This is a genomic window from Streptomyces sp. NRRL F-5650, from assembly GCF_000721365.1.
GTDB classification, from domain to species: domain Bacteria; phylum Actinomycetota; class Actinomycetes; order Streptomycetales; family Streptomycetaceae; genus Streptomyces; species Streptomyces ardesiacus.
This window is the reverse complement of record NZ_JOGV01000028.1, coordinates 68,124-86,275: the sequence shown is the minus strand read 5'-3', so window position 1 is coordinate 86,275 and position 18,152 is coordinate 68,124. Positions and strand designations below refer to the sequence as shown.

13 protein-coding genes and 1 pseudogene are annotated in these 18,152 nt (G+C 74.4%); 3 read left to right on the top strand and 11 right to left on the bottom strand.

The window, feature by feature from the left end:
* From IG88_RS44385 to IG88_RS0123305, 9 genes and pseudogenes are all read right to left on the bottom strand, one after another.
* A partial coding sequence (locus IG88_RS44385) for a CU044_2847 family protein (RefSeq protein ID WP_031044466.1) occupies positions 1 to 381 on the bottom strand: 381 nt, incomplete at its 3' end.
* 150 nt (positions 382 to 531) lie between these two features.
* Positions 532 to 3,555, bottom strand: coding sequence for an FxSxx-COOH system tetratricopeptide repeat protein (gene fxsT, locus IG88_RS0123340; protein ID WP_031044463.1), 3,024 nt, complete (start codon positions 3,553 to 3,555; stop codon positions 532 to 534).
* A gap of 128 nt (positions 3,556 to 3,683) precedes the next feature.
* Positions 3,684 to 5,255: an aKG-HExxH-type peptide beta-hydroxylase gene (locus IG88_RS0123335; protein WP_031044460.1), complete on the bottom strand. Its 1,572-nt coding sequence runs from the start codon at positions 5,253 to 5,255 to the stop codon at positions 3,684 to 3,686.
* Positions 5,256 to 5,647: 392 nt separating this feature from the next.
* A pseudogene (locus IG88_RS38905) lies at positions 5,648 to 6,841 on the bottom strand (FxsB family cyclophane-forming radical SAM/SPASM peptide maturase); the annotation flags it as partial.
* 223 nt (positions 6,842 to 7,064) lie between these two features.
* Positions 7,065 to 7,259 carry an FxSxx-COOH cyclophane-containing RiPP peptide gene (gene fxsA, locus IG88_RS0123325; RefSeq protein WP_031044456.1) on the bottom strand — a complete coding sequence of 65 codons (195 nt, stop codon included), beginning with the start codon at positions 7,257 to 7,259 and terminating at the stop codon, positions 7,065 to 7,067.
* Between the two features lie 117 nt (positions 7,260 to 7,376).
* Complete coding sequence (locus IG88_RS0123320; protein WP_420712096.1) at positions 7,377 to 10,775, bottom strand: SAV_2336 N-terminal domain-related protein; 3,399 nt, start codon at positions 10,773 to 10,775, stop codon at positions 7,377 to 7,379.
* 4 nt (positions 10,776 to 10,779) lie between these two features.
* A complete protein-coding gene (locus IG88_RS0123315) occupies positions 10,780 to 11,802 on the bottom strand; it encodes an AAA family ATPase (RefSeq protein ID WP_031044451.1) in 1,023 nt (340 codons plus the stop codon).
* Positions 11,803 to 11,971: 169 nt separating this feature from the next.
* Positions 11,972 to 14,143, bottom strand: a complete 2,172-nt coding sequence (locus IG88_RS0123310) for a trypsin-like peptidase domain-containing protein (RefSeq protein ID WP_031044448.1) — start codon at positions 14,141 to 14,143, stop codon at positions 11,972 to 11,974.
* Positions 14,140 to 14,604 carry a CU044_2847 family protein gene (locus tag IG88_RS0123305; protein WP_031044445.1) on the bottom strand — a complete coding sequence of 155 codons (465 nt, stop codon included), beginning with the start codon at positions 14,602 to 14,604 and terminating at the stop codon, positions 14,140 to 14,142. Before IG88_RS0123305 ends, IG88_RS0123310 begins: the two co-directional genes overlap by 4 nt.
* A gap of 178 nt (positions 14,605 to 14,782) precedes the next feature.
* Between IG88_RS0123305 and IG88_RS0123300 the strand changes: the two genes are divergently transcribed.
* The 3 genes from IG88_RS0123300 (at position 14,783) to IG88_RS0123290 (ending at position 17,169) form a co-directional block, all read left to right on the top strand.
* Positions 14,783 to 14,965 (top strand): DUF6104 family protein, encoded by a 183-nt coding sequence (locus IG88_RS0123300; protein ID WP_014176503.1) that lies wholly within the window; start codon positions 14,783 to 14,785, stop codon positions 14,963 to 14,965.
* A gap of 166 nt (positions 14,966 to 15,131) precedes the next feature.
* Positions 15,132 to 16,082 carry a DUF4097 family beta strand repeat-containing protein gene (locus IG88_RS0123295; RefSeq protein ID WP_037836471.1) on the top strand — a complete coding sequence of 317 codons (951 nt, stop codon included), beginning with the start codon at positions 15,132 to 15,134 and terminating at the stop codon, positions 16,080 to 16,082.
* Position 16,083: 1 nt separating this feature from the next.
* Positions 16,084 to 17,169: a PadR family transcriptional regulator gene (locus tag IG88_RS0123290; RefSeq protein ID WP_031044437.1), complete on the top strand. Its 1,086-nt coding sequence runs from the start codon at positions 16,084 to 16,086 to the stop codon at positions 17,167 to 17,169.
* Positions 17,170 to 17,260: 91 nt separating this feature from the next.
* Here the strand turns inward: IG88_RS0123290 and IG88_RS0123285 are convergent, their stop codons facing one another.
* Both IG88_RS0123285 and IG88_RS0123280 read right to left on the bottom strand, forming a co-directional pair.
* On the bottom strand, positions 17,261 to 17,827 hold the full coding sequence (locus IG88_RS0123285; protein WP_031044435.1) for a Clp protease N-terminal domain-containing protein: 567 nt from the start codon (positions 17,825 to 17,827) through the stop codon (positions 17,261 to 17,263).
* A complete protein-coding gene (locus IG88_RS0123280) occupies positions 17,827 to 18,036 on the bottom strand; it encodes a helix-turn-helix domain-containing protein (RefSeq protein WP_030400624.1) in 210 nt (69 codons plus the stop codon). The genes IG88_RS0123285 and IG88_RS0123280 overlap by 1 nt, the downstream gene beginning before the upstream one ends.
* Between the last annotated feature and the right edge of the window lie 116 nt (positions 18,037 to 18,152).

Below are 18,152 nucleotides of genomic sequence, written 5' to 3'. Positions count from 1 at the left end.
GGCTGGGACAGGGGCTGGGGCTGGGGCTGGGGCAGGGGCTGGGGCGGTCTGCCAGCGGAGTGTGATCTGGAGCTGGGCCTCGGCCCCGCTCTTGACGAGGGTCGCCACCCCGGCGTCGATCTTGATCGCGAGCTGCATCTCGATCTCGTCCGGCCGCAGCCCCTCCTGGAGTTCACCGAAGCGCCGTACGGCCTGGGCGGCACATCTGCGGGCCAGGTCGAGCCCGTCGGTGTAGACGTCCCGCGCCACCCGGACGACCCGCTGCCCGGCGCCGTCGCGGGTCTCCTCGTCGCCGTAGACGAGGCCGAGGCCGTCGACGGCGGACGGGTCGACCTGCGCGTCGACCTCGACCGCTATGGGCCCGTCCGCGCCCTCCGGCACGGGTCCCAATAAGATCACCACACGCTCCCCCCGGCCCAACTCGTGTGTGTTACAGGTGTGTTGAACGGACCCGTGTTCTTCCCCGGGGCGCGGGGGGTTATGCGCCCCGGGGCAACGACCGTGACCGACGGGTTTCGTTCTCCTGCCGCGTCAGGTGGTCTGGGGCTCGAAATCCCAGTACGGGCGGTTGCGGGAGCGGGCGGAGACGGTGTGCGTGTGCTTGCTGCCCAGAGTCGCGTCGAGGTCGGACAGCGCCTCCTGTTCGACCTTCTCCGCCTGCCGGCGGTCTCGCAGGCCGCGCAGGTCCGCCGCGTAGGCGATACGCGTCGACAGCGTGAGCGGGTGTGTGCGCCCCAGCGCCTCGATGGCCCTCGACACGGTGTTCCGGCTGAGTTTCGCGGCTCCCTCGATGTCGCCCACCAGGTTCCGCAACGCGGAAGCGTTCAGGGCGCACCCGAGCGTCCAGGGGTGGCTCTCGCCGACGGCCTGCGTCATCTCGGCCAGCGCCTGTTCGACGAGAACGTGGCCGTGCTCGCGTTCGCCGACGTTGCGCAGGATCAGGGCCTGGTTGGCACGGGCCCCGGCGATGAACGGGTGCCCCTCGGGAAGCATCATCTCGTAACGGGCGACGACTGCCTCGCTGAGCTCGCGCGCCTGGTCGATGTCGCCGTGTTCGCGGGCGTAACAGCTCTGGCCCGTCGCGAAGATCAGCGTGAGGGGATGGGTCTCGCCCAGAACGCGTTCCCCGCGCTCCAGGACGCTGCTGAGCATCGGCCCCGGCTCCTCGCCGCGCGGGGCCCGCTCGCCGAGGCGGTACCGGCACAGCGCCAGGTTGTACTCGGCCTTGAGGGTCTGCGGGTTGTCCGGGCCCATCACGATGCGGTTCTCACGCACGTTCTTCGCCTGGAGGGACTCGGCGTCGGCGTAGCGGCCCAGCAGGCGGAGATCGATGGCGTACGTGATCTCGGAGCTCAGCGCCCACGGGTGGCGGGCGCGCAGCAGTTGGCGACGCGCCTCCATGGTCTTCCGGTCGGTTTCGAGCGTTTCCTCGTAGCGGCCGAGCAGGCGCAGGGAGACGCCCAGGTTGTTCTGCGCGTTCAGTGTCCTGGAGTCCTGGTCGCCGAGGAGTTCGCGGTAGGCCGTCAGGACCCACTGGGAGAGTTCCAGGGCCTCGTCGTAGCGGGCCAGGCCGCGCAGGTCGCCGCCCAGGCCGGCGGCGGCGCGCAGGTGGTCCAGGTCCTGCGGTCCGCGCTCCTGCCTGAGGTGTTCGACCGCGTCGCGGCTGAGGGACTCGGTGCGGGCGTAGTCGCCCATGGCGCGCAGCAGGTTGGTGTAGTGGTAGGTCAGCTCCCAGATCCGCGCGTGGGTCGGGCCGAGCAGGCGGCGCCAGGCGGTGAGGGCGCGCTCGCCGAGCTTGATGCCGGCCCGGTACTCGCCGGAGAAGTACATGTAGCGCAGGCAGTTCAGGACCATGCGCTGGACCTTCGGGTCCTTGCTCTTGAGGACGTCCGCGTACTTCAGGTGCGGCACGATCTCGGCGTAGCCGGGCCACAGCCGGGTCTCGGTCGGCCGGCCCGGGTCGGCCGCGGCGAGGGCCCGGCGTACGACGTCGATGAACTCGCGGCGGTCGGTGTCCGGCATGTCCTTGTGCACGATCTGGTGGACCATGCGGTGCAGGTAGAGCGACTCCCCGGCGGACACCGGTTCGTCCAGGGACGCCTCGTGGGACTCCAGCCGGACCACCGAGTAGGTGCGGAGCTGGTTGACCGCCCTGTTCCACAGCAGCGGGTCGTTGAGCAGTCCGGCGAGCTGCTCGGGCAGCTCGTCGACGGGCATCTCCTTCAGCAGGCGTACGGGGATGAATCCCGGCGCGAAGAAGGTGCACAGGCGCAGGAGGTCGACGGACTCCGGGACGGTCTCGCGGAGTTTGTTCAGCAGTATCGACCAGGCGGTCTGAAAGGCCAGCGGGAAGTCCGCCGACACCTTCACCACGTCGCTGTCGATGCCGCCCTCCAGCAGGGCGATGTACTGGTCGACCGACAGGTCGGAGTCGTTCAGCCAGCCCGCCGTCTGGTCGAGCAGCAGCGGCAGGTCGCCCAGTGCCTCGGCCAGTTGGTCGGCCTCGGCCTCCGAGAGGCGGGGGGCGCGGCGGCGGATGAACGCGACCGACTCGTCGCGGGGATAGACCCGGACTTCGAGCAGCTTGCTGTTGTGCTCGCTCCACTCGGGGTTGCGCGAGGTGACGATGACGTGTCCGGGGCCGGTCGGCAGCAGGTCCCAGATCTGGTCCGGCTCGTCCGCTCCGTCCAGGACCAGCAGCCACCTCGAGTACGGCTCCCCGCGGCGGAGCGCGTCGCGCACGGCACGCAGCCGTTCGCCGTACTCCTGGCCGGTGCGCAGGTTCAGTTTCGGGGCCAGCTCGGCCAGTTGCCGCCGGTAGGTGACGCGCTTCTCCGCGTTGACCCACCAGACCACGTCGTACTCCGAGCCGAACCGGTGCGCGTACTCGGCGGCGAACTGGGTCTTGCCCACCCCGGACATGCCGTGCAGGGTCAGCACACCGGCGCCGGACTCGGCGCTCTGGAGGAGGTGGTAGGCCTCGTTGAACAGTGGCTCGCGGCCGGTGAAGCGGGTGTTGCGCCGCGGCACCACGCCCCACACGTCCGGCATCGCCGCCGGGAACCGCGGCCCGCGCCGTGACTCCGCCGGCGTCTCCGCGGGCGTCTCGGGCGACAGGTCGAGCCGGTCCAGCAGCCGGCGCTCCGCCTCCTCGGCGCCCATGTTGGTCAGGGCCACCGGGGCCAGGACGGCCGCGGCGGCCGGGACCGCGGCCGTGGTGACCGACACCGCCGCGAACCGGGACGGGTCGGGGGCGACGATCTCCCGCAGGGCCGCGTTCCACTCCTCGTGGGTGCGCGGGCCGAGCTGGAAGTACCACTCGCTGACGATGATGAGGACCCGGCCCTCGGCGAGGGTCAGGTCGCGCAGCAGGTCCACCAGCGGGACATCGGCCGGGGAGTCCCAGCGCAGGGGCACCACCCGTACCCCACGCCGCTCCAGCCGGTCCCCGATCCAGGCCGCCCAGGCCCGGTTGAAGCCTGCGAAGTGGATCGTGACCGTCTGCCTGGCGGTCCCCCTCTCGGCCGTCTCGGCCGGCTTGCGAGCTCCAGACATGCAGTGGCCTCCAGCACGTAGTACCGCAAAATCCTAGGACCCCGGAGCGCCGCGCGTAAGTCCGTCGACCGACGGCAACACCCCCTGTACGGACGATCTTTCCGTACCCGGCCGCCGTGCGTGGGCATTCATCCGTTAGAGGGCGGGAGCGCGGAGCCGTGGCGCTGGTTCCACAGGGCGCGCGCGCAGGCCACGTACGCCTGCGCGCGGGCGACGTGGCCCCTGGGCGCGGGGTGGCCGGCCATCCGGTCGTGGACGGCGGCCATTTCGTCGACGAACCGGCGTCCTCGCACGGTGAGGTCGGGCGAGCCGACGAGGGCGGGCAGGGCGGCCCCGACCTGGGCGCGGTAGCGCGCGTGCTGGGCCCACGCCCAGTCCCGGTCCGGCAGCCCGCCGACGAGCGCCCGGCGCTGGTAGAACGCGGCCATCGCGAGGTGGGAGTACGTGCCCTGGAGCAGGCCGTCGTACGGCCGGGGGTCGGTGCGCCAGGGGGCGAAGTACCGCGCCGCGGGGCCGGCCCGGTGGAGCGTCACCAGGTCGCCGAGGGCGGCGAGCTTGGCGTGCTGCAGTTCGTGGACGAGGGTGGCGGCGAGGGTCACGGAGTCGGGCGGGGTGCTGCTGAGGAGGCCGCCGAACGCCTCACGGCGCGTGGCGCTGCAACTGCCGCGGCCGGTGCCGACGTCGGGCGGCGTCTCCAGGGGGATCAGGCAGCGCAGCAGCGCCCCCGCTTCGGCGAGACGCTGGGCGCCGCCCGAGCGGAGGGCGAGAGCGGTGCCGGACCAGACCTGGAGCCACCGTTTGCGTTCCGCGTCGTCGAGCGCGAGCGGGGTGCGCAGGTTGCCGTGGCGGGGGCCGGGGGGCAGCTCGCGGTAGGGGTCGAGGTCGTCGAGCGGCAGGGGCGGTGCCGCCGGGGTGAGGCCGGGCAGCGCGTGGGCGGGCGTCCAGGCGAGGGCTCCGGACCAGGCGCCGACGCCGCTCTCCAGGTGGACGGTCACGTCGGCGGCGTCGGCCTGACGCAGGACCAGCCGGCCGTCGGCGCAGGTGACGTCGACGGGTACGTCGCCGGACCGTGCCGTGTGCAGGGCGCCGAGCGAGGGGAGGGCGAGGACTCCGGCGCGGGCGGTGAGCCGGGTGCTGTAGGCGATGCCCGCCCCGGCGGCGGCCACCGCGGCGATCGCGCTGAAGTGGGCGAGGTCCCGCCGCAGCCGCAGTGCCCGCTCGCCCTCCGCGGGGCCGGGAGCGGCGTCGAGACCACGCAGGCAGGAGCGCGCCCAGGGCCCGGTGAGCGGGTGGAAGAGCCGGGCCCGCGCCGGGTTGGCGAACCAGGCGGGGGCGTGGGCGGGGGCGCTCCGTGCGCCGGGCAGGGCTTGGCGGTCGCGGTCGCGGCCGCAGTCGCGGTCGTCGCGCGTGGCCGCGTGGCCGCGCCGGTGGTCCGGGTCCGGTGGACACGGGTCCGGGTCCGGGACGTCCGCCGACGGGATCCGGTCCGCCTCCGTCAGCAGCGCCCAGTCCTCGCGCAGCCTCGCCTTCTGCGCGGTGGTGCAGACGGACCGTTCGGCCGCCTCGGCCGCGTCGAGCACGGCTCGCAGCAGAAGCAGCCGCCGGGTGTCCTGGTCGCGGACGAGGAGCGCCAGGGTGTCGGGGCCTCCCTCGGTCCGGGCGAGTTCGAGGAGGGCTTGCTCGGGAACGACTGGGAACATCACGTAGCGCCCTCTCCGATCGGAACCGTCCCGGCGGCACCCGAACCGTTCGCGCCGACCGGCCACGTCGCGGCCGCACCGGCCGTGCCGGGCCCGGCAGAACCACCGGCACCGGCACCGGCACCGGCACCGGCACCGGCACCGGCACCGGCCAAGTCCACCCCGACGGCGCCCGCCCCGGCCGACGCCGGACCCGTGGCGGTCGGGGCGGCCGACCCGACCGGCACCGGCACCGGCACCGGTCCAATGGCAGTCCGAACAGCCCATGTCGGACCGACGGCAGCCGGCCCCACCGGCGCCGAGCCGGTCGCGGGCGGACCGGCCGCATCCGGACCGGTCACAGGCTGCCCGGTCACAGAGGGCGGCCCGCCCGGAGCCGACCCGCCCGAAGCCGGTCCGGCCGAAGCCGCATCCCCCGTCGCCGCCGTCAGCCGCGAGGCCACGTGGCGGATGAAACGCTGGAGGTCGGCGCAGTACACGGACGGGTTCCGGAAACCGTGCCCGGCGCGGTAGCGGTGGGCGTAGTGGCCGCCTCCGCAGACCCGCAGCAGCGGGCAGGACCGGCACTGTTCCGCGAGCGACGCGGGGCCCGCCTGCCGGGCGGCCACTCCGGGGTGCCGCAGCGCTTCGTCGAACGTGTGGCGGAACACGTCGAGGCCGGTCCACGCGGCGCCGGGATAGGCCGACTTGAGGGAGTCGACCTGCTCGATCGACCCGTCGGTCTCCACCACGACGGCGTCGAACGGAGCGAGCCCCAGCGCCTCGGTGGCCGCGGGCAGCCCCAGCAGGAGCGCCACGCACTCCTCGAAGAGCCGTACCCGCACCTCGCGCCGCCCGGCCGCCCACCAGCGGTCGAAGACGGCGCACAGCCAGTCGCCGTACCGGACGCCGGTCCGGCCCGGCGGCGGCGCGGACCAGTTGCCGTGCGGCAGCAGCAGGTCCAGGGCGGGCGGACGCAGGCCGAGCAGCGACTCGTACGTCTCGACCGGATCCAGCGCCGGATCGACGACGGTCAGCAGACCCGCGTACGCCTCCGGGAAGCGCTCGGCGACCAGGCGGGCCCCCCGCGCCGCGGCGGGCCAGGACGGGCGGCCCGCGTGGTCCACGCGCCGCCGGTTGTGGGCGGCGGTGCCTCCGTCGAGGCTGATGCCGACGCGGATGCCGGCGTCGGCCAGTACGGCGAGGCGTTCCGGGGCGAGCAGGGTGGCGTTGGTCTGCATGGTGACGTGGACCTGACATTCCGGCGGGGCCAGTTCCCGTACCCGCCCGGCGAACGCGGCGAGGGTACCGGCCCCGGCGAGCAGCGGTTCGCCCCCGTGCAGTACCAGCGCGATGTCACGCAGCCCGTGCCGTTCGGCGTGCTCGGCGACGCGGTAGGCGGTGCGCTCCAGGACGGCGGCGGAAGCGGCGGCGGGACGCCCGCGCCAACCGCTGTCCGGGCCTTCGTAGAGGTAGCAGTAGGTGCACGCCAGGTTGCAGCGGCCGTGCACCTTGACGATGAACTGGCGGAAGGGAAAGGGACCTTCGGGACCGCTCCGCCGGCCGGGGACGGCGGCAGCCGGACCGGTCCTGGCCTGTTCCGACACTCCAGCACCCCCATGCCGTAACGGTCCGGCCGGTGTCGCCGCGAGCCGGCGCCACGGCACCGTGCCGTACGGAGCCGCATTCCCGGTGCGGCGGGTGCCCGAAACTCGACGCGGCGAAAGTTGTCCTGTTCACATGACTTCCCGAACCGAACCGAACCGAGCCGACCCGAACCGGGGCGGCCCGAACCAGGGCGGCCCGAACCGGGGCGGCCGCGGCCATCGGTCAGAAGGAGTTGTCGAAGCCCCACAGCATCTCGGTCGGCTCCGCGGCCCGCGCCCTCAGCTCCCCCAGCACCTCGCGCAGCACCGGATGCTCGATCGTGCCCAGTTGCGCGAGGTCCAGCTCCAGCAGGTCCGGCAGGGGTTCCCCGGCGCCCGCGGGCGCCTGCCCGGCCCCGGCCTCGTCCTGTATGCCCATTCCCCGTTCCTCTCTGCGCTCCGCTGCTCCGCCGCTCCGCCGTCCCCGCGGACCAGTCCCCGTCTCCGGGTCCCCCGTCTCCGGGTCCCCCGTCTCCGGGTCCCCCGGTGTCCGGCCTCATTCCAGGTCGGCGAGCCGCTGCGCCGTCTGCCGCGCGGTCGGTTCCCCCGTGGCCAGCCGGTCCTGCGGCAACCGGTCCCACTGGGTCCGCGCCGCCGCGTAGGCGTCCCGGGCCGCGCGGGGCCGGCCGGCCGCCTCGAAGGACATACCCCGCCAGTGGTGTGCCTGTGCGGCCAGCTCCACGGCTTCTTGGCGCCGGCGTTCGGTTTCGGCCTCCTCCTCCGCCCGCCGGGCCGACTCGGCGGCCGCCCGGAAGGCGTCGACCGCCACGTCCAGGCGTGCCGCGCGGCCCAGGCTCTGGAACGCCTCGAACTGGGCCTGCCCCAGCTCCAGTCGGCAGCGCGCCGCCAGCGACGGGTCCTCCGCGTCGGCCGCGGCGAGCCCGAAGAGGTGTTCCGCCTCCCTGAGGTCGACCACCTCGCCGCGCGCCTGGTACCGGAGCATGAGCGCCCGTCCGAGGAGCAGCAGCCGGTGGGCGAGCCGCCGGCTGCCGGCCGGGGTCTCCATCCGGCAGTCCCGCAGCACCCGTATCGCGCGGGACAGGTGGTCCTGCTGCCGGTGTGCGGGTTCCAGCGTGGCCAGCCGGAGCAGTACGCTCCCCCACTCGGCGAGCACGTCCGCGTGCGCGGGCGCGTCCCGGGACATCCAGTGCGCCGCCTGTGCGAATCGGTCCGCGGCCCGGTGCAGTTCGGCCGGCTCCCCCAGCTCGCCGTAGCGCGCGACGGCCACCCGTCCGGCCCGCACCAGCGACGCCGCGCGCTGTGCCTGCTCGCGGACGTGGCCGAGGGCCTCGTCGGTCCGGGCCTGGGCCTCCTCCAGCGGGCCGCCCGCCGAGAGCAGCGCGTCGACCAGGTCGAGCAGTGTCCGGACCCGGTCGCGGACGGACTCGGCGGTGTCCTGCGCCGGGGCGGACGGCAGCCCCCGGCGCAGCGACCGCGCCGACTGCTGCGCGTACAGCCGGGCCTGGGCCGGGTCCGCGGTCACCTCCGACAGGCGCAGCAGGGTGCGGCCGTGTGCCAGCAGCAGTGCGGAGGGGCGCTCGCTCCGGTCGGGCCAGGCGTCGGCGAAGGCCTCCAGCATGCCGGCGGCGCTCTGCAGGAGGGCGCTGTCGCCGCCCAGGCGCCACTGGGTCTCCAGGCAGGCGACGCGTTCCAGGGTGAGCCGCAGCGCCTCCTCCTCGTCCAGCCCGGGTGCCGCGCAGGCGACCGCGTACTCCCGGTCGGCGCGGCGCAGCAGGTCGAGCGCGCCGGACCGGTCTCCGCGCCGTCGCGCGTCGGTGGCTCCGGCGTGCAGTACGCGCGCGAGGACGGCGCGTTCGCGCAGGGCGTGCGCGGGCGCGGCGGCCCGTTCGGCGGCCCGGGTGGCCTCCTGGAGCAGCGCGGCACCGCCCTTGACCTCCCACAGCCGCAGTGTGCAGCGCGCGTACTCGCCCCACAGCTCGGGGTCGGCTCCGGCCGGCCGTTCCTGCTCGGTCGCGCCGCGCAGCACCTGCACGGCGTCGATGAGGTCCTGGACCATGCCCTCGCCGTCGAACCGGGAGAGAAGGGCACGCGCCCGGACGACCGCCCGGTGCGTGGGCCGCTCCTCGGTGCGCTGCGGACCCGGCCGGCCGTCGTACGTCGCGAACCGGTCGGGCACCGGCATGAACCGCTCCAGGATCCGGGCGGCGACCTCCGCGAAGGGCTGCGGGACTTGGGCGGCCCCCTCGTCGCCCCCGTTCTCGCCGGGGTACCCGGGTTCGGGGGCGCCGGAGGCGAGCGGGTGCGGGCGGCCGGGGCCGCCGTCGCCGAGCTGGGCCAGCGCGAGCGCCGGGAAGTTGGGGCCGCCCTTGCCGAAGTGCTGCTCGATGTACTCCGAGCAGTGCTTGAGGACCAGCATGGCCTCGTCCCGTCCGAGCCGGGACAGCAGGGCCTCGCGCACCTCGGGGTCGATCTCGTACCACTGTGAGCCGTCCCCCTCCCCGTGGTCCGCGCCGGCCCGGGTGACCAGGCCGCCGACCAGCACCTCGGCGAGTTCGGAGGGGCCGGATCCGGGCAGCATCGTCCGCTGGACCAACTGCATCACCGGGAGGCACAGCGGGGTGGCCGCGAGGTAGACGGCCAGGCGGGCGGCGGCCGGTGACGCCCCGGCGCTGAACCGGCTGACCCGTTCCAGCGGCGTGCGGCGGCGGTCGGGGCGGGCCGCCGGGGCAGCCGGCTGGTCGGCGCGCACCCAGCCGACGGCGCCGGGGACCGGTCCGGCGCCGGACAGCAGACGCGCCCACGACCCGAGGGCCACCGGCTCCGGCGGCAGTACGGGGACGGCCAGCGCGCCCCGGCGGGGCTCGGCGGCGGTGCCGGAGCCCGTGCGCACCCGCAGTACGGCGCCGCCGCCCAGGGTGTCACCGCGCGAGAGGCCGCCGAAGGTGACGGGCAGCCGGGTGCGGTTCCACATGCGCTGCGGCAGCGGCTGGAGCACGGCGACGGGGCCCTGCCGCGACAGGTGGTGGAGCAGCCGGTGGGCGTGGCCGCTGTGCCACAGGGGGCCGGCGCAGTCGCTGACCAGGACGACGATCCGGCGTCCGGTCGGATCGCTGAGCCGGTCGGCGGCGTGCAGCGGCGCACCGTGCGGGTCGGCGCTGCGGCTGACGGCCGGGCCCCCGTCCGGCCCCTGGTGCAGGTGGCCGACCTGGACGTCCGAGAAGGCGCCCAGCCGGCTGAAGACCTGGGCCAGTTCGGCGAAGAGCCGCCCCCACACGCGCATCGAGGAGGAGGCGTCCAGCACCAGTTGCAGCCGGGCGTCACGGCGGGACAGGTACCGGCGGACGGGCAGGATCAGCCCGCCCGCCCGGGCGCTCAGCTCGGCGGTACCGACCTCGTCGAGCTCGGAGCGCAGCGGTGTGGCCGGGCTCCGGTAGCCCTGCAAGGGGCGCAGGGAGCGCAGGAGTTCGAGCGGCGCGGGCAGCACGGGGGCGGCCGGTACCCCCACCGGCAGTGCACTGGCACGGCCGGTTCCGGGCGCACCGGGTCCTTCGCCGGGGGGCAGCGGGTAGAGGGCCACGCGCCGGGCGGCCTGGGCGTCGGGCTGCTCGGGCGCGGGCGGCCGGGGCTCCGCCTGGGGCAGCGGCACGGGCCCGGCGGGTGGCCGGACCACCGGTGGCGCGAGGCGGGGGCCGGGCTCGGGCGGCGCGTCCGCGGCGTCGGCGGAGCCGGTCCACCGGGCCAGCCAGAGCGCGTCGCAGAGCTGCTCGGCGTCCGGGTCCAGGCCGATCTCCCGCAGCCTCAGGACGAGCCGGGCGAGCGGGTCGTCGGCGGGCACGGCCGCGCGTCCCCCGCCGGAACCGCCGTCGCCGGGGGTGCCGTCGTGGCCGGGAGTGCCGTCGTGACCGGGACCGTGGGGCGCCGTCTCGTCGGGCATCGCGTCACCTCGGGCGATCGAGCCGCTGGATGAGCAGGTCGGCCAGGCGGTCGCGGCTGGGCGTGGCGGCGGCGTCGGTGAGGTAGATGGCGTTGAGCAGTTGGTCCGTCGCCAGCAGCTCGCTGCGGGACCGCTCCAGGAACCGGGTGACGAGGTCGTCGCCCGCGCGTGCCGCCTCGTCGCCCAGGTGGGCCCGTACGAAGGTGGCGAGCCGGTTGTGGTCGGGGCGGCCCAGCTCCAGGTGGATGCAGCGCCGCATCAGCGGGGCCGGGAAGTCGCGTTCGCCGTTGCTGGTGAGCACCACGAACGGGAAGGCCCGGCAGCGCACGCGGCCGTCGCGCACCGGCACCTTCACGCCGTCCGCGGTGAGCACCTCGGCCGTGCGGTCGGGGAGCCGGTCCGCGACGCGTTCCAGCTCGGGAATGGCGAACTCGCCCTCCTCCAGCACGTTCAGCAGGTCGTTGGGCAGGTCGATGTCGCTCTTGTCCAGCTCGTCGATGAGCAGGACCCGCGGTTTGTCGGAGGGCAGCAGGGCGGTGCCGAGGGGGCCGAGCCGGATGTAGCCGCCGATCCCGTCGACCGCGCCCGGCGCCCCGGACCCGGGAGCGTGGTCCGCCTGCGCGGCGATCTGCACGTCCTGCAGACGCGCGATGGCGTCGTAGTGGTAGAGGCCGTCCTGGAGTTCGGAGCGGCTGACGATGGACCAGCGCAGTACGTTGCCCAGGCCCAGTTCGTACGCCACCGAGTGGGCCAGGGTGCTCTTGCCCGCGCCGGGGCTGCCGGTGACGAGGAGCGGCCGGCGCAGGTACAGCGCGGCGTTGATCATCTCGAGTTCCTCGGCGCCCGGCCGGTGCAGTTCGGCCAGGTGCCGGTGGGCGCCGAGCCTGCGGTCCTGGGAGCCGTCGCCCGAGCCCGCCGCGTCCCGGCTGGTGAAGTCCCGCCACGGCGGCGGGTCGGGAAGCCGGTCGATGCCGTCGTGGGGTTCGCCGGCGCCCCGGTAGATGAGCCACTCACTGGATTCGGTCATGGTCCAATCCTCGTCGTCACTCGTCCGGGGGGCGCTGTCGTCGTGGGGCGTCCATCACGGTATCGATCCTGAACGGGACTGGTAAGAGGCACATCACCCAACGGGTCTCTCGGCCAGGGGACTTGAAACACGGGGGCGCACGGTCGACGGCGGCACGCGCGGGCCGCCGTCACGGTGCCTCCAGCAGGTCGCCCGCGCCGGGCAGGGGCTGGTGCGGATCGTCGTACAGCAGCGCTATGCCGTGGGCCCAGAAGGTCTCGGGCCGTCCCGAGCGCAGTCTCGAGCGCAGGTCGTGCACGGCCTCCGGCAGCCGGTGGGCGCCGGCCGGGCCCGCGATCTGGTCCAGGGTGCCGCGGTGGAACTCACCGCAGACCGCCTCCGGAAGCCCGTGCCGGCGGCGCCACAGCGCCACGCCGAACCCGCCGCGCACGAGCCGGGCCAGCCCCTCCGTGCCGCCCTCGTGGCCGTGGCCGTCGACGCGGCACAGCACCGGGACCGTGCCGTGCGACAGGCCCCGCAACTCCTCGACGGGCGGCACCGGTTTGCGCAGGCCGTCGTCGCAGTCGAGGACCGCGGCGGTCACCGGGTGGGCGTGCAGCCAGCGCCAGCGGGCCCTGCGTTCCTCGTCGATGTCCAGCCGGTGGTCGCCGCCCACGGCGGCAGCCGGGCTCCCGCCGCCCTCCCTCTTCCCGCCGTACTGGCCGTACGGGCTCTTCCCGCCGTACTGGCCGTACGGGCCGAACTCGCCGTCCTCCATGAGCTGGTCGCGGTCGGTGCAGCGCAGGACGACCGGGCGCTGTGTACCGAGCCGCTCGTCCTCGGGGCCCAGGCGCCATTCGTCCACGTCGAGGGCGAGCAGCGAGTGCTCCGTCGCCACCTGCAGGACCGCGGGCCGGCCCGGGGCGTCGCACTGCCGGAACGCCTCCTTGAGGGGGGCGGACAGATGGGCGGGGAGGTCGGCCAGCGGGGCCCGCTGGACCTCCTCGATGCGTTTCGCCTCTCCGTCGGAGCGCACGACGAAGACCGACCAGTCGCAGCGGTCCGGCTCCCAGCCCCGCCGCACGATCTCGACCAGTACGGACGACCGGCCGGTCGCCGGCGCTCCCTGGTCGCCCGGGTCCCCCGCCGGGGCGGGCGGGCGCGCCGCCATCCTGGTCCTCCGCCGTTCGAGGAGGGCGCTGCGGCGGCCGGGGCCGAGCCGCTGGGCCGCCTGCCAGACCGCGGACCACAGGGCCTCCTCGGCGGCCGGCGTGCTGGTCGCCAGGAACGGGCGGTCGGCGGTCATGACGTGCACCGCGTAGTCGAGCACCAGGTAGAGGGCGCCGTCGTCGAGCGCGTACTCGTACAGGGCACCCAGTCCGTCGCGCCAGCCGCGCGGGGCGGGCAGCGGAGGCGGTGCCTCGAAGTCCGGCAGGGAGCCGAGGAGGTCCAGCAGGGAGCGGGTGCTGGCCGGGGGCGGCAGGTCCGCGAGCCGGCCGAGCAACTGGACGCGCTCGTCGGGGCTCAGCGTCCGGCCGGGCCGGGCACCGAGCTGGTTCTGCACGTCGGCCCACGTGTGACGGCGCGCGTCCGGATGCCGCTGCCGGTCGCGGTGGTAGCGGTCGTGGGCGTGCACCACCGCCTGGTAGAGATCGTCGGCCTCCGCCTTCAGCTCCCCGGCGGGCACCGGCAGCGTCCGCAGTTGTTCGAGCCCGGTGGAGGTGCCCCCGCGCGCGTGGTCGGAGCGCGACTTCAGTACGCCGATGACCTCGCCGCGCTCCGGGTCGATCACGGGGCCGCCGGAGACGCCGTCGGGCAGGTCGTTGTCCCCGAGGCGCATCTGGACGTCCGTGGTCCAGCCGCCGATGGTGCCCTGCACGGTCAGGGTGCCGTCGAGCATTCTCAGGTGCCCGTCGACCACCGTCCAGCCCGCGTAGAGGACCTTGCCCTCGCCGAAGTAGGCCGCCGGGCGCTCGGAGAGGTACACGCACTCGTGGTCGACCGGCTCGCTCAGCCGCACCAGCGCGAGGTCGGGAGCGGGCCAGCCGCCGGGCACGGATCCGCCGCCCTCCGGAAGGGCCGCCGCCACGTGGCCCGGGACCGCGGACATGCCGCGGCCCGGTGCCGGCTCGTAAGCCACCACGACCTCGCCCCCCTCACCGCCGCATGCCACGTGTGCGCAGGTCAGGACCCAGCTCGGCGCGACGAAATACCCGCTGCCCAGGAACGTCCCGGGTTCGTCGAGGGCATACCCGGCGTCCGGCCGATGAATGCGGACGGTCGCCGCCATGACGAGGCCACGCAGCGCACGGCGGGCCGCGTCCTGGGCCCCCGGTGCGCCGGGGGCGCGTCCGTGTGTCATGCCCCGCTCCCGGGAGCGGCGTCGCCCCTCCCGCCGTGCTCCGGGGCGCGGGCGGACGCGTCCGCGGTGGCGTCGGGGGGCTCGTCTCCCGGCGCGTCGGGCGCGAGCGGGTCGGGCGGCCCGCCGTTCCAGGTGAGGGTCACGGTGATGCCCGCCTTGGTCTCGCCGTCGGCGAGGAGGCCGACGACCTTGCCCGCCTTGGCCGTCAGCTCGATGCCGAACTGGACGCTCACCTCGTCCGGCCGCACCGCGCGCAGCGGTGCCGCCAGCGAGCGCGCGACCCCGGTCACGAGCGCGTTCAGGCTCTCCACGCCCGTCTCGAGCCGGTCGGTGAAACCGGTGTCGCGGTACGAAAGCTGCCCGGACGGCGCCGGCGGCTCCGCCGCGCCCGAGATGCGGGCCCACACCGGTGTCCCGTCCGGCAGCACGATGCGCGTGACGCGCGTCGTTTCCTGTCCCATGCGATTCCCCCGTCCCCGCGCCCCCTGACGGCCCCGGAAGGCACTGCCCGGTGGGCGCCTATCCTTGTGCTGTCTTCTCACACCTGACGAAAAGACCTCATCTCTCCACCCCGCAGGCACAGGTTTCTTCCCGCACGGGAGACTCTCAACCCTGCGAAGACCCGACGGAGCACGATCCATGTACTTCACCGACCGCGGCATCGAGGAGCTGGAGAAGCGGCGCGGCGAGGAGGAGATCACCTTCGAGTGGCTCGCCGAGCAGTTGCGCACGTTCGTCGACCTCAACCCGGACTTCGAAGTACCGGTGGAGCGCCTGGCCACCTGGCTGGCACGGCTGGACGACGAGGACGAGGACGAGTAGGGCGCGCCGCCGGACGGGCAGGGCGATCCGCCAGGCATGTTGCCCACCCTGCGGTTCTCTGGTCATCTCCGGTCACCAGAACGGGTGTCTTGACTTTCCGCGCCCGCGATATATCGTGAATCGAGTAGGACGCGATATTGCGCGTTCGCTCGAGGAGGTCGTCGCCATGTCCGAGTGGTCCGTCGCCGAGCCCGGGAAGCTCACCTTCGACGAGTCGGTGGACCGGCTCCACGTCCGCGTGGTCGGGGGAACGGTGAACGTGGTGGGCACGGACGAGAGTTCCGCCCGCCTGGAGATCTCCGAGATAGAGGGACCGCCTCTGATCGTGACCCACCGGGACGGCGTCCTCATGGTGGCGTACGAGGACCTGCCCTGGAAGGGCTTCCTCAAGTGGCTGGACCGCAAGGGCTGGCGCCGCAGCGCGGTCGTCTCCCTGGCGGTGCCGGCCGGCACGCGCGTGGAGGTGGGCGCGGTCAGCGCCGCGGCCGTGGTCTCCGGCATCGAGGGACCCGCCGAGGTGAGGGGTGTCTCCGGGGACACCACGCTGGTGGGTCTCGCGGGCCCGGTCCGCGCGGACACCGTCTCGGGGAACGTGGAGGCCCAGGCCCTCACCGGCGACCTGCGCTTCAACTCCGTCTCCGGCGATCTGACCGTGGTGGAGGCGGGATCCTCCGTCCGCGCGGACTCCGTGGGCGGATCGATGATCGTCGACCTGGACCCGGCCGGGGGGCCGACCGACGTCAGTCTGAACAGCGTCTCGGGCGAGATCGCCATCCGGCTGCCCCAGCCGGCCGACGCCCGGGTCGAGGCGAACACCGCCAGCGGCACGGTCAGCAGCGCCTTCGAGGACCTCCGGGTGGGCGGCCAGTGGGGGGCCAAGCGCATCACCGGGCGGCTCGGCGCGGGCAGCGGACGGCTGAGGGCCACCACGGTCTCGGGGTCGATCGCCCTGCTCCGCCGTCCGGCGACGGAGGAGACGCCGTGGGAGCGGGAGCCGGAGGAATCCGGTCCGGCGGGCGACGCACGGCACGACTCGGGGGGCCATTCCGCTTCCGTCCGGGACCAGGGCGCCACCGGTGCCCCTGCCGACGGCACGACCGACAAGAAGGTGCTCTGACATGCCCCCCGTCTTCGCCCACGGCCGACTCCGCCTCTACCTCCTCAAGCTCCTGGACGAGGCCCCGCGCCACGGTTACGAGGTGATCCGGCTCCTCGAAGAGCGCTTCCAAGGCCTGTACGCCCCGTCCGCGGGCACGGTCTACCCGCGCCTGGCCAAGCTGGAGGCGGAGGGCCTGGTCACCCACACCACCGAGGGCGGCCGGAAGGTGTACGCGATCACGGACGCCGGCCGGGCCGAACTGGCCGACCGCAGCGGGGAACTGGCCGACCTGGAGCTGGAGATCCGCGAGTCGGTCGCCGAGCTGGCCGCCGAGATCCGGGCCGATGTGCGGGGCGCGGCCGGCGATCTGCGGCGCGAGATGCGGGCCGCGGCCACCGCCGCCCGCCGGGGCACGGACTCAGAGCCGTCCGAAGGGTACGGCGACTCGGCGGACGGCGCCGGGGACAGCGACGAGAAGGAGGCGTGGCGGGCCGCCAAGGAGGAGATGCGGCGGGTCAAGCAGGAGTGGAAGGAGCAGGCCCGCCGCGCCAAGGACGAGAGTCGCCGCGCCCGTGACGAGGCGCAGCGGGCCCGGCGGCAGGCCAAGGAGGCCCAGGAGCGGGCCCGGGCGCAGGCCCAGGAGGAGGTCCAGCGCATCGCCCAACGCGTGCAGGAGCAGGTGCAGACCCACTTCTCGCGGGGCGACTGGCCGACGGGGCTGCGCGAGGGCCTGAGCGAACTGGCCAAGGAGGTCGGCGACTTCGGAAAGGACTTCGGGAAGGAGTTCGGCAAGGACTGGGGCTTCGGCCGCACCGGCACCGCGAGCACCACCCCGCGGTCCGACCACTCCCCCGGCGTCGAGTACTCCGTCACACGGGAGGACTTCCCCGCCGAGTACGCCCCGAGCTGGGCACACGAGGACGCCTCGGAATCGACCGGCGACCCGGCCCGCGACCTGGACCGGCTGCTCGACCGCTTCCGGGACGACATCCGCGACGCCGCCCGGGACCACGGCGTGACGGCCGACCAGTTGCGCGACTCCCGCCGCCGCCTGTCGGAGGCGGCTGCGCACATCGGGGTGATCCTGCGGGCGCCGAAGCCCTGAGCCCGGCACGGCAGACCCGGCGCACGGCGCTCCCGCGGAGGCGCGGTGCGCCGGGCTCCCGCAGGGGCGTCGCGCTGCGGTGAAGCGTGAGTCAGGCGCAGGCCCGCCCGGTTCCGTCGCCCAGCACCCGGGTCAGCGACGCGTGGGTCACGCCGTGGTCGGCGAGCACCTCGGCGGGCACACCGGGACGCAGGGCCAGGGCGAGGAGGAGATGTTCGTCCCCGATGTGCCGGTCGCGCCGGGCGACGGCGACCCGCAGCGCCTTCTCCAGGACCTCCTTGGCGCCCCTGCCGAAACGCCGGTGCCCGGTCCAGGGGCGCCCGCGCTTCCGGTCGTCGGCGGACAAGGCACCGACTCCGTGGACCTCCTCCACCCGGGCGACGATCTCGGAGACGTCGATCCCCAACCCGGCGAGCGCCTCCGTCTCTGACTGCGACAGACCGGCACGGCGCCGCGCGTCCCGCAACTCCTGCCGTACGACGTCCCGGTGCTCGCCGGCACCGAGGGCCGCCAGCGCGAACGAGGCGCGGCTGCCCTCCCGGTCCAGCAGGGCGAGCAGCAGGTGCTCGGGCTCGACGGTCCCCGCCCCCGCTTCTTCGGCATGCTCGACGGCGCCCTGCACCACCGCCCGGGCGTCCTTCGTGAATCGCTCGAACATCAATGCCTCCCGTACTTCTTGTGCACGGCCTGCCTGCTGACCCCGAGTTCCGTGGCGATCTCCTGCCACGACCAGCCTCGTTGGCGTGCACTGCGCACCTGCACCGCCTCCAACTGCTCCACCAGCTTCCGCAGGGCGGCGACGGCCCGCAGCCCGACCCGGGGATCGCGGTCACCCGCACGCGTGGCGAGATCCGTTGCTTCACTCATACAGTCAACGTAGGTTGACACTCTCACGCTTGTCAACACAGGTTGACAAGCGTGAGAAGGGACACGCGAACGGCGGGCCCGGAGAACCGGACCCGCCGTACAGGAAGGCAAGGGTG

What these genes read in the sequence shown, in the direction of transcription:
- IG88_RS0123290 (WP_031044437.1), top strand. Translation starts at nt 16,084, where the DNA reads ATGCCCCCCGTCTTCGCCCACGGCCGACTCCGCCTCTACCTCCTCAAG.
- IG88_RS0123300 (WP_014176503.1), top strand. Translation starts at nt 14,783, where the DNA reads ATGTACTTCACCGACCGCGGCATCGAGGAGCTGGAGAAGCGGCGCGGC.
- fxsA (WP_031044456.1), bottom strand. Translation starts at nt 7,259, where the DNA reads ATGGGCATACAGGACGAGGCCGGGGCCGGGCAGGCGCCCGCGGGCGCC.
- IG88_RS0123310 (WP_031044448.1), bottom strand. Translation starts at nt 14,143, where the DNA reads ATGACACACGGACGCGCCCCCGGCGCACCGGGGGCCCAGGACGCGGCC.
- IG88_RS0123315 (WP_031044451.1), bottom strand. Translation starts at nt 11,802, where the DNA reads ATGACCGAATCCAGTGAGTGGCTCATCTACCGGGGCGCCGGCGAACCC.
- IG88_RS0123305 (WP_031044445.1), bottom strand. Translation starts at nt 14,604, where the DNA reads ATGGGACAGGAAACGACGCGCGTCACGCGCATCGTGCTGCCGGACGGG.
- IG88_RS0123285 (WP_031044435.1), bottom strand. Translation starts at nt 17,827, where the DNA reads ATGTTCGAGCGATTCACGAAGGACGCCCGGGCGGTGGTGCAGGGCGCC.
- IG88_RS0123320 (WP_420712096.1), bottom strand. Translation starts at nt 10,775, where the DNA reads ATGCCCGACGAGACGGCGCCCCACGGTCCCGGTCACGACGGCACTCCC.
- fxsT (WP_031044463.1), bottom strand. Translation starts at nt 3,555, where the DNA reads ATGTCTGGAGCTCGCAAGCCGGCCGAGACGGCCGAGAGGGGGACCGCC.
- IG88_RS0123335 (WP_031044460.1), bottom strand. Translation starts at nt 5,255, where the DNA reads ATGTTCCCAGTCGTTCCCGAGCAAGCCCTCCTCGAACTCGCCCGGACC.
- IG88_RS0123295 (WP_037836471.1), top strand. Translation starts at nt 15,132, where the DNA reads ATGTCCGAGTGGTCCGTCGCCGAGCCCGGGAAGCTCACCTTCGACGAG.
- IG88_RS0123280 (WP_030400624.1), bottom strand. Translation starts at nt 18,036, where the DNA reads ATGAGTGAAGCAACGGATCTCGCCACGCGTGCGGGTGACCGCGATCCC.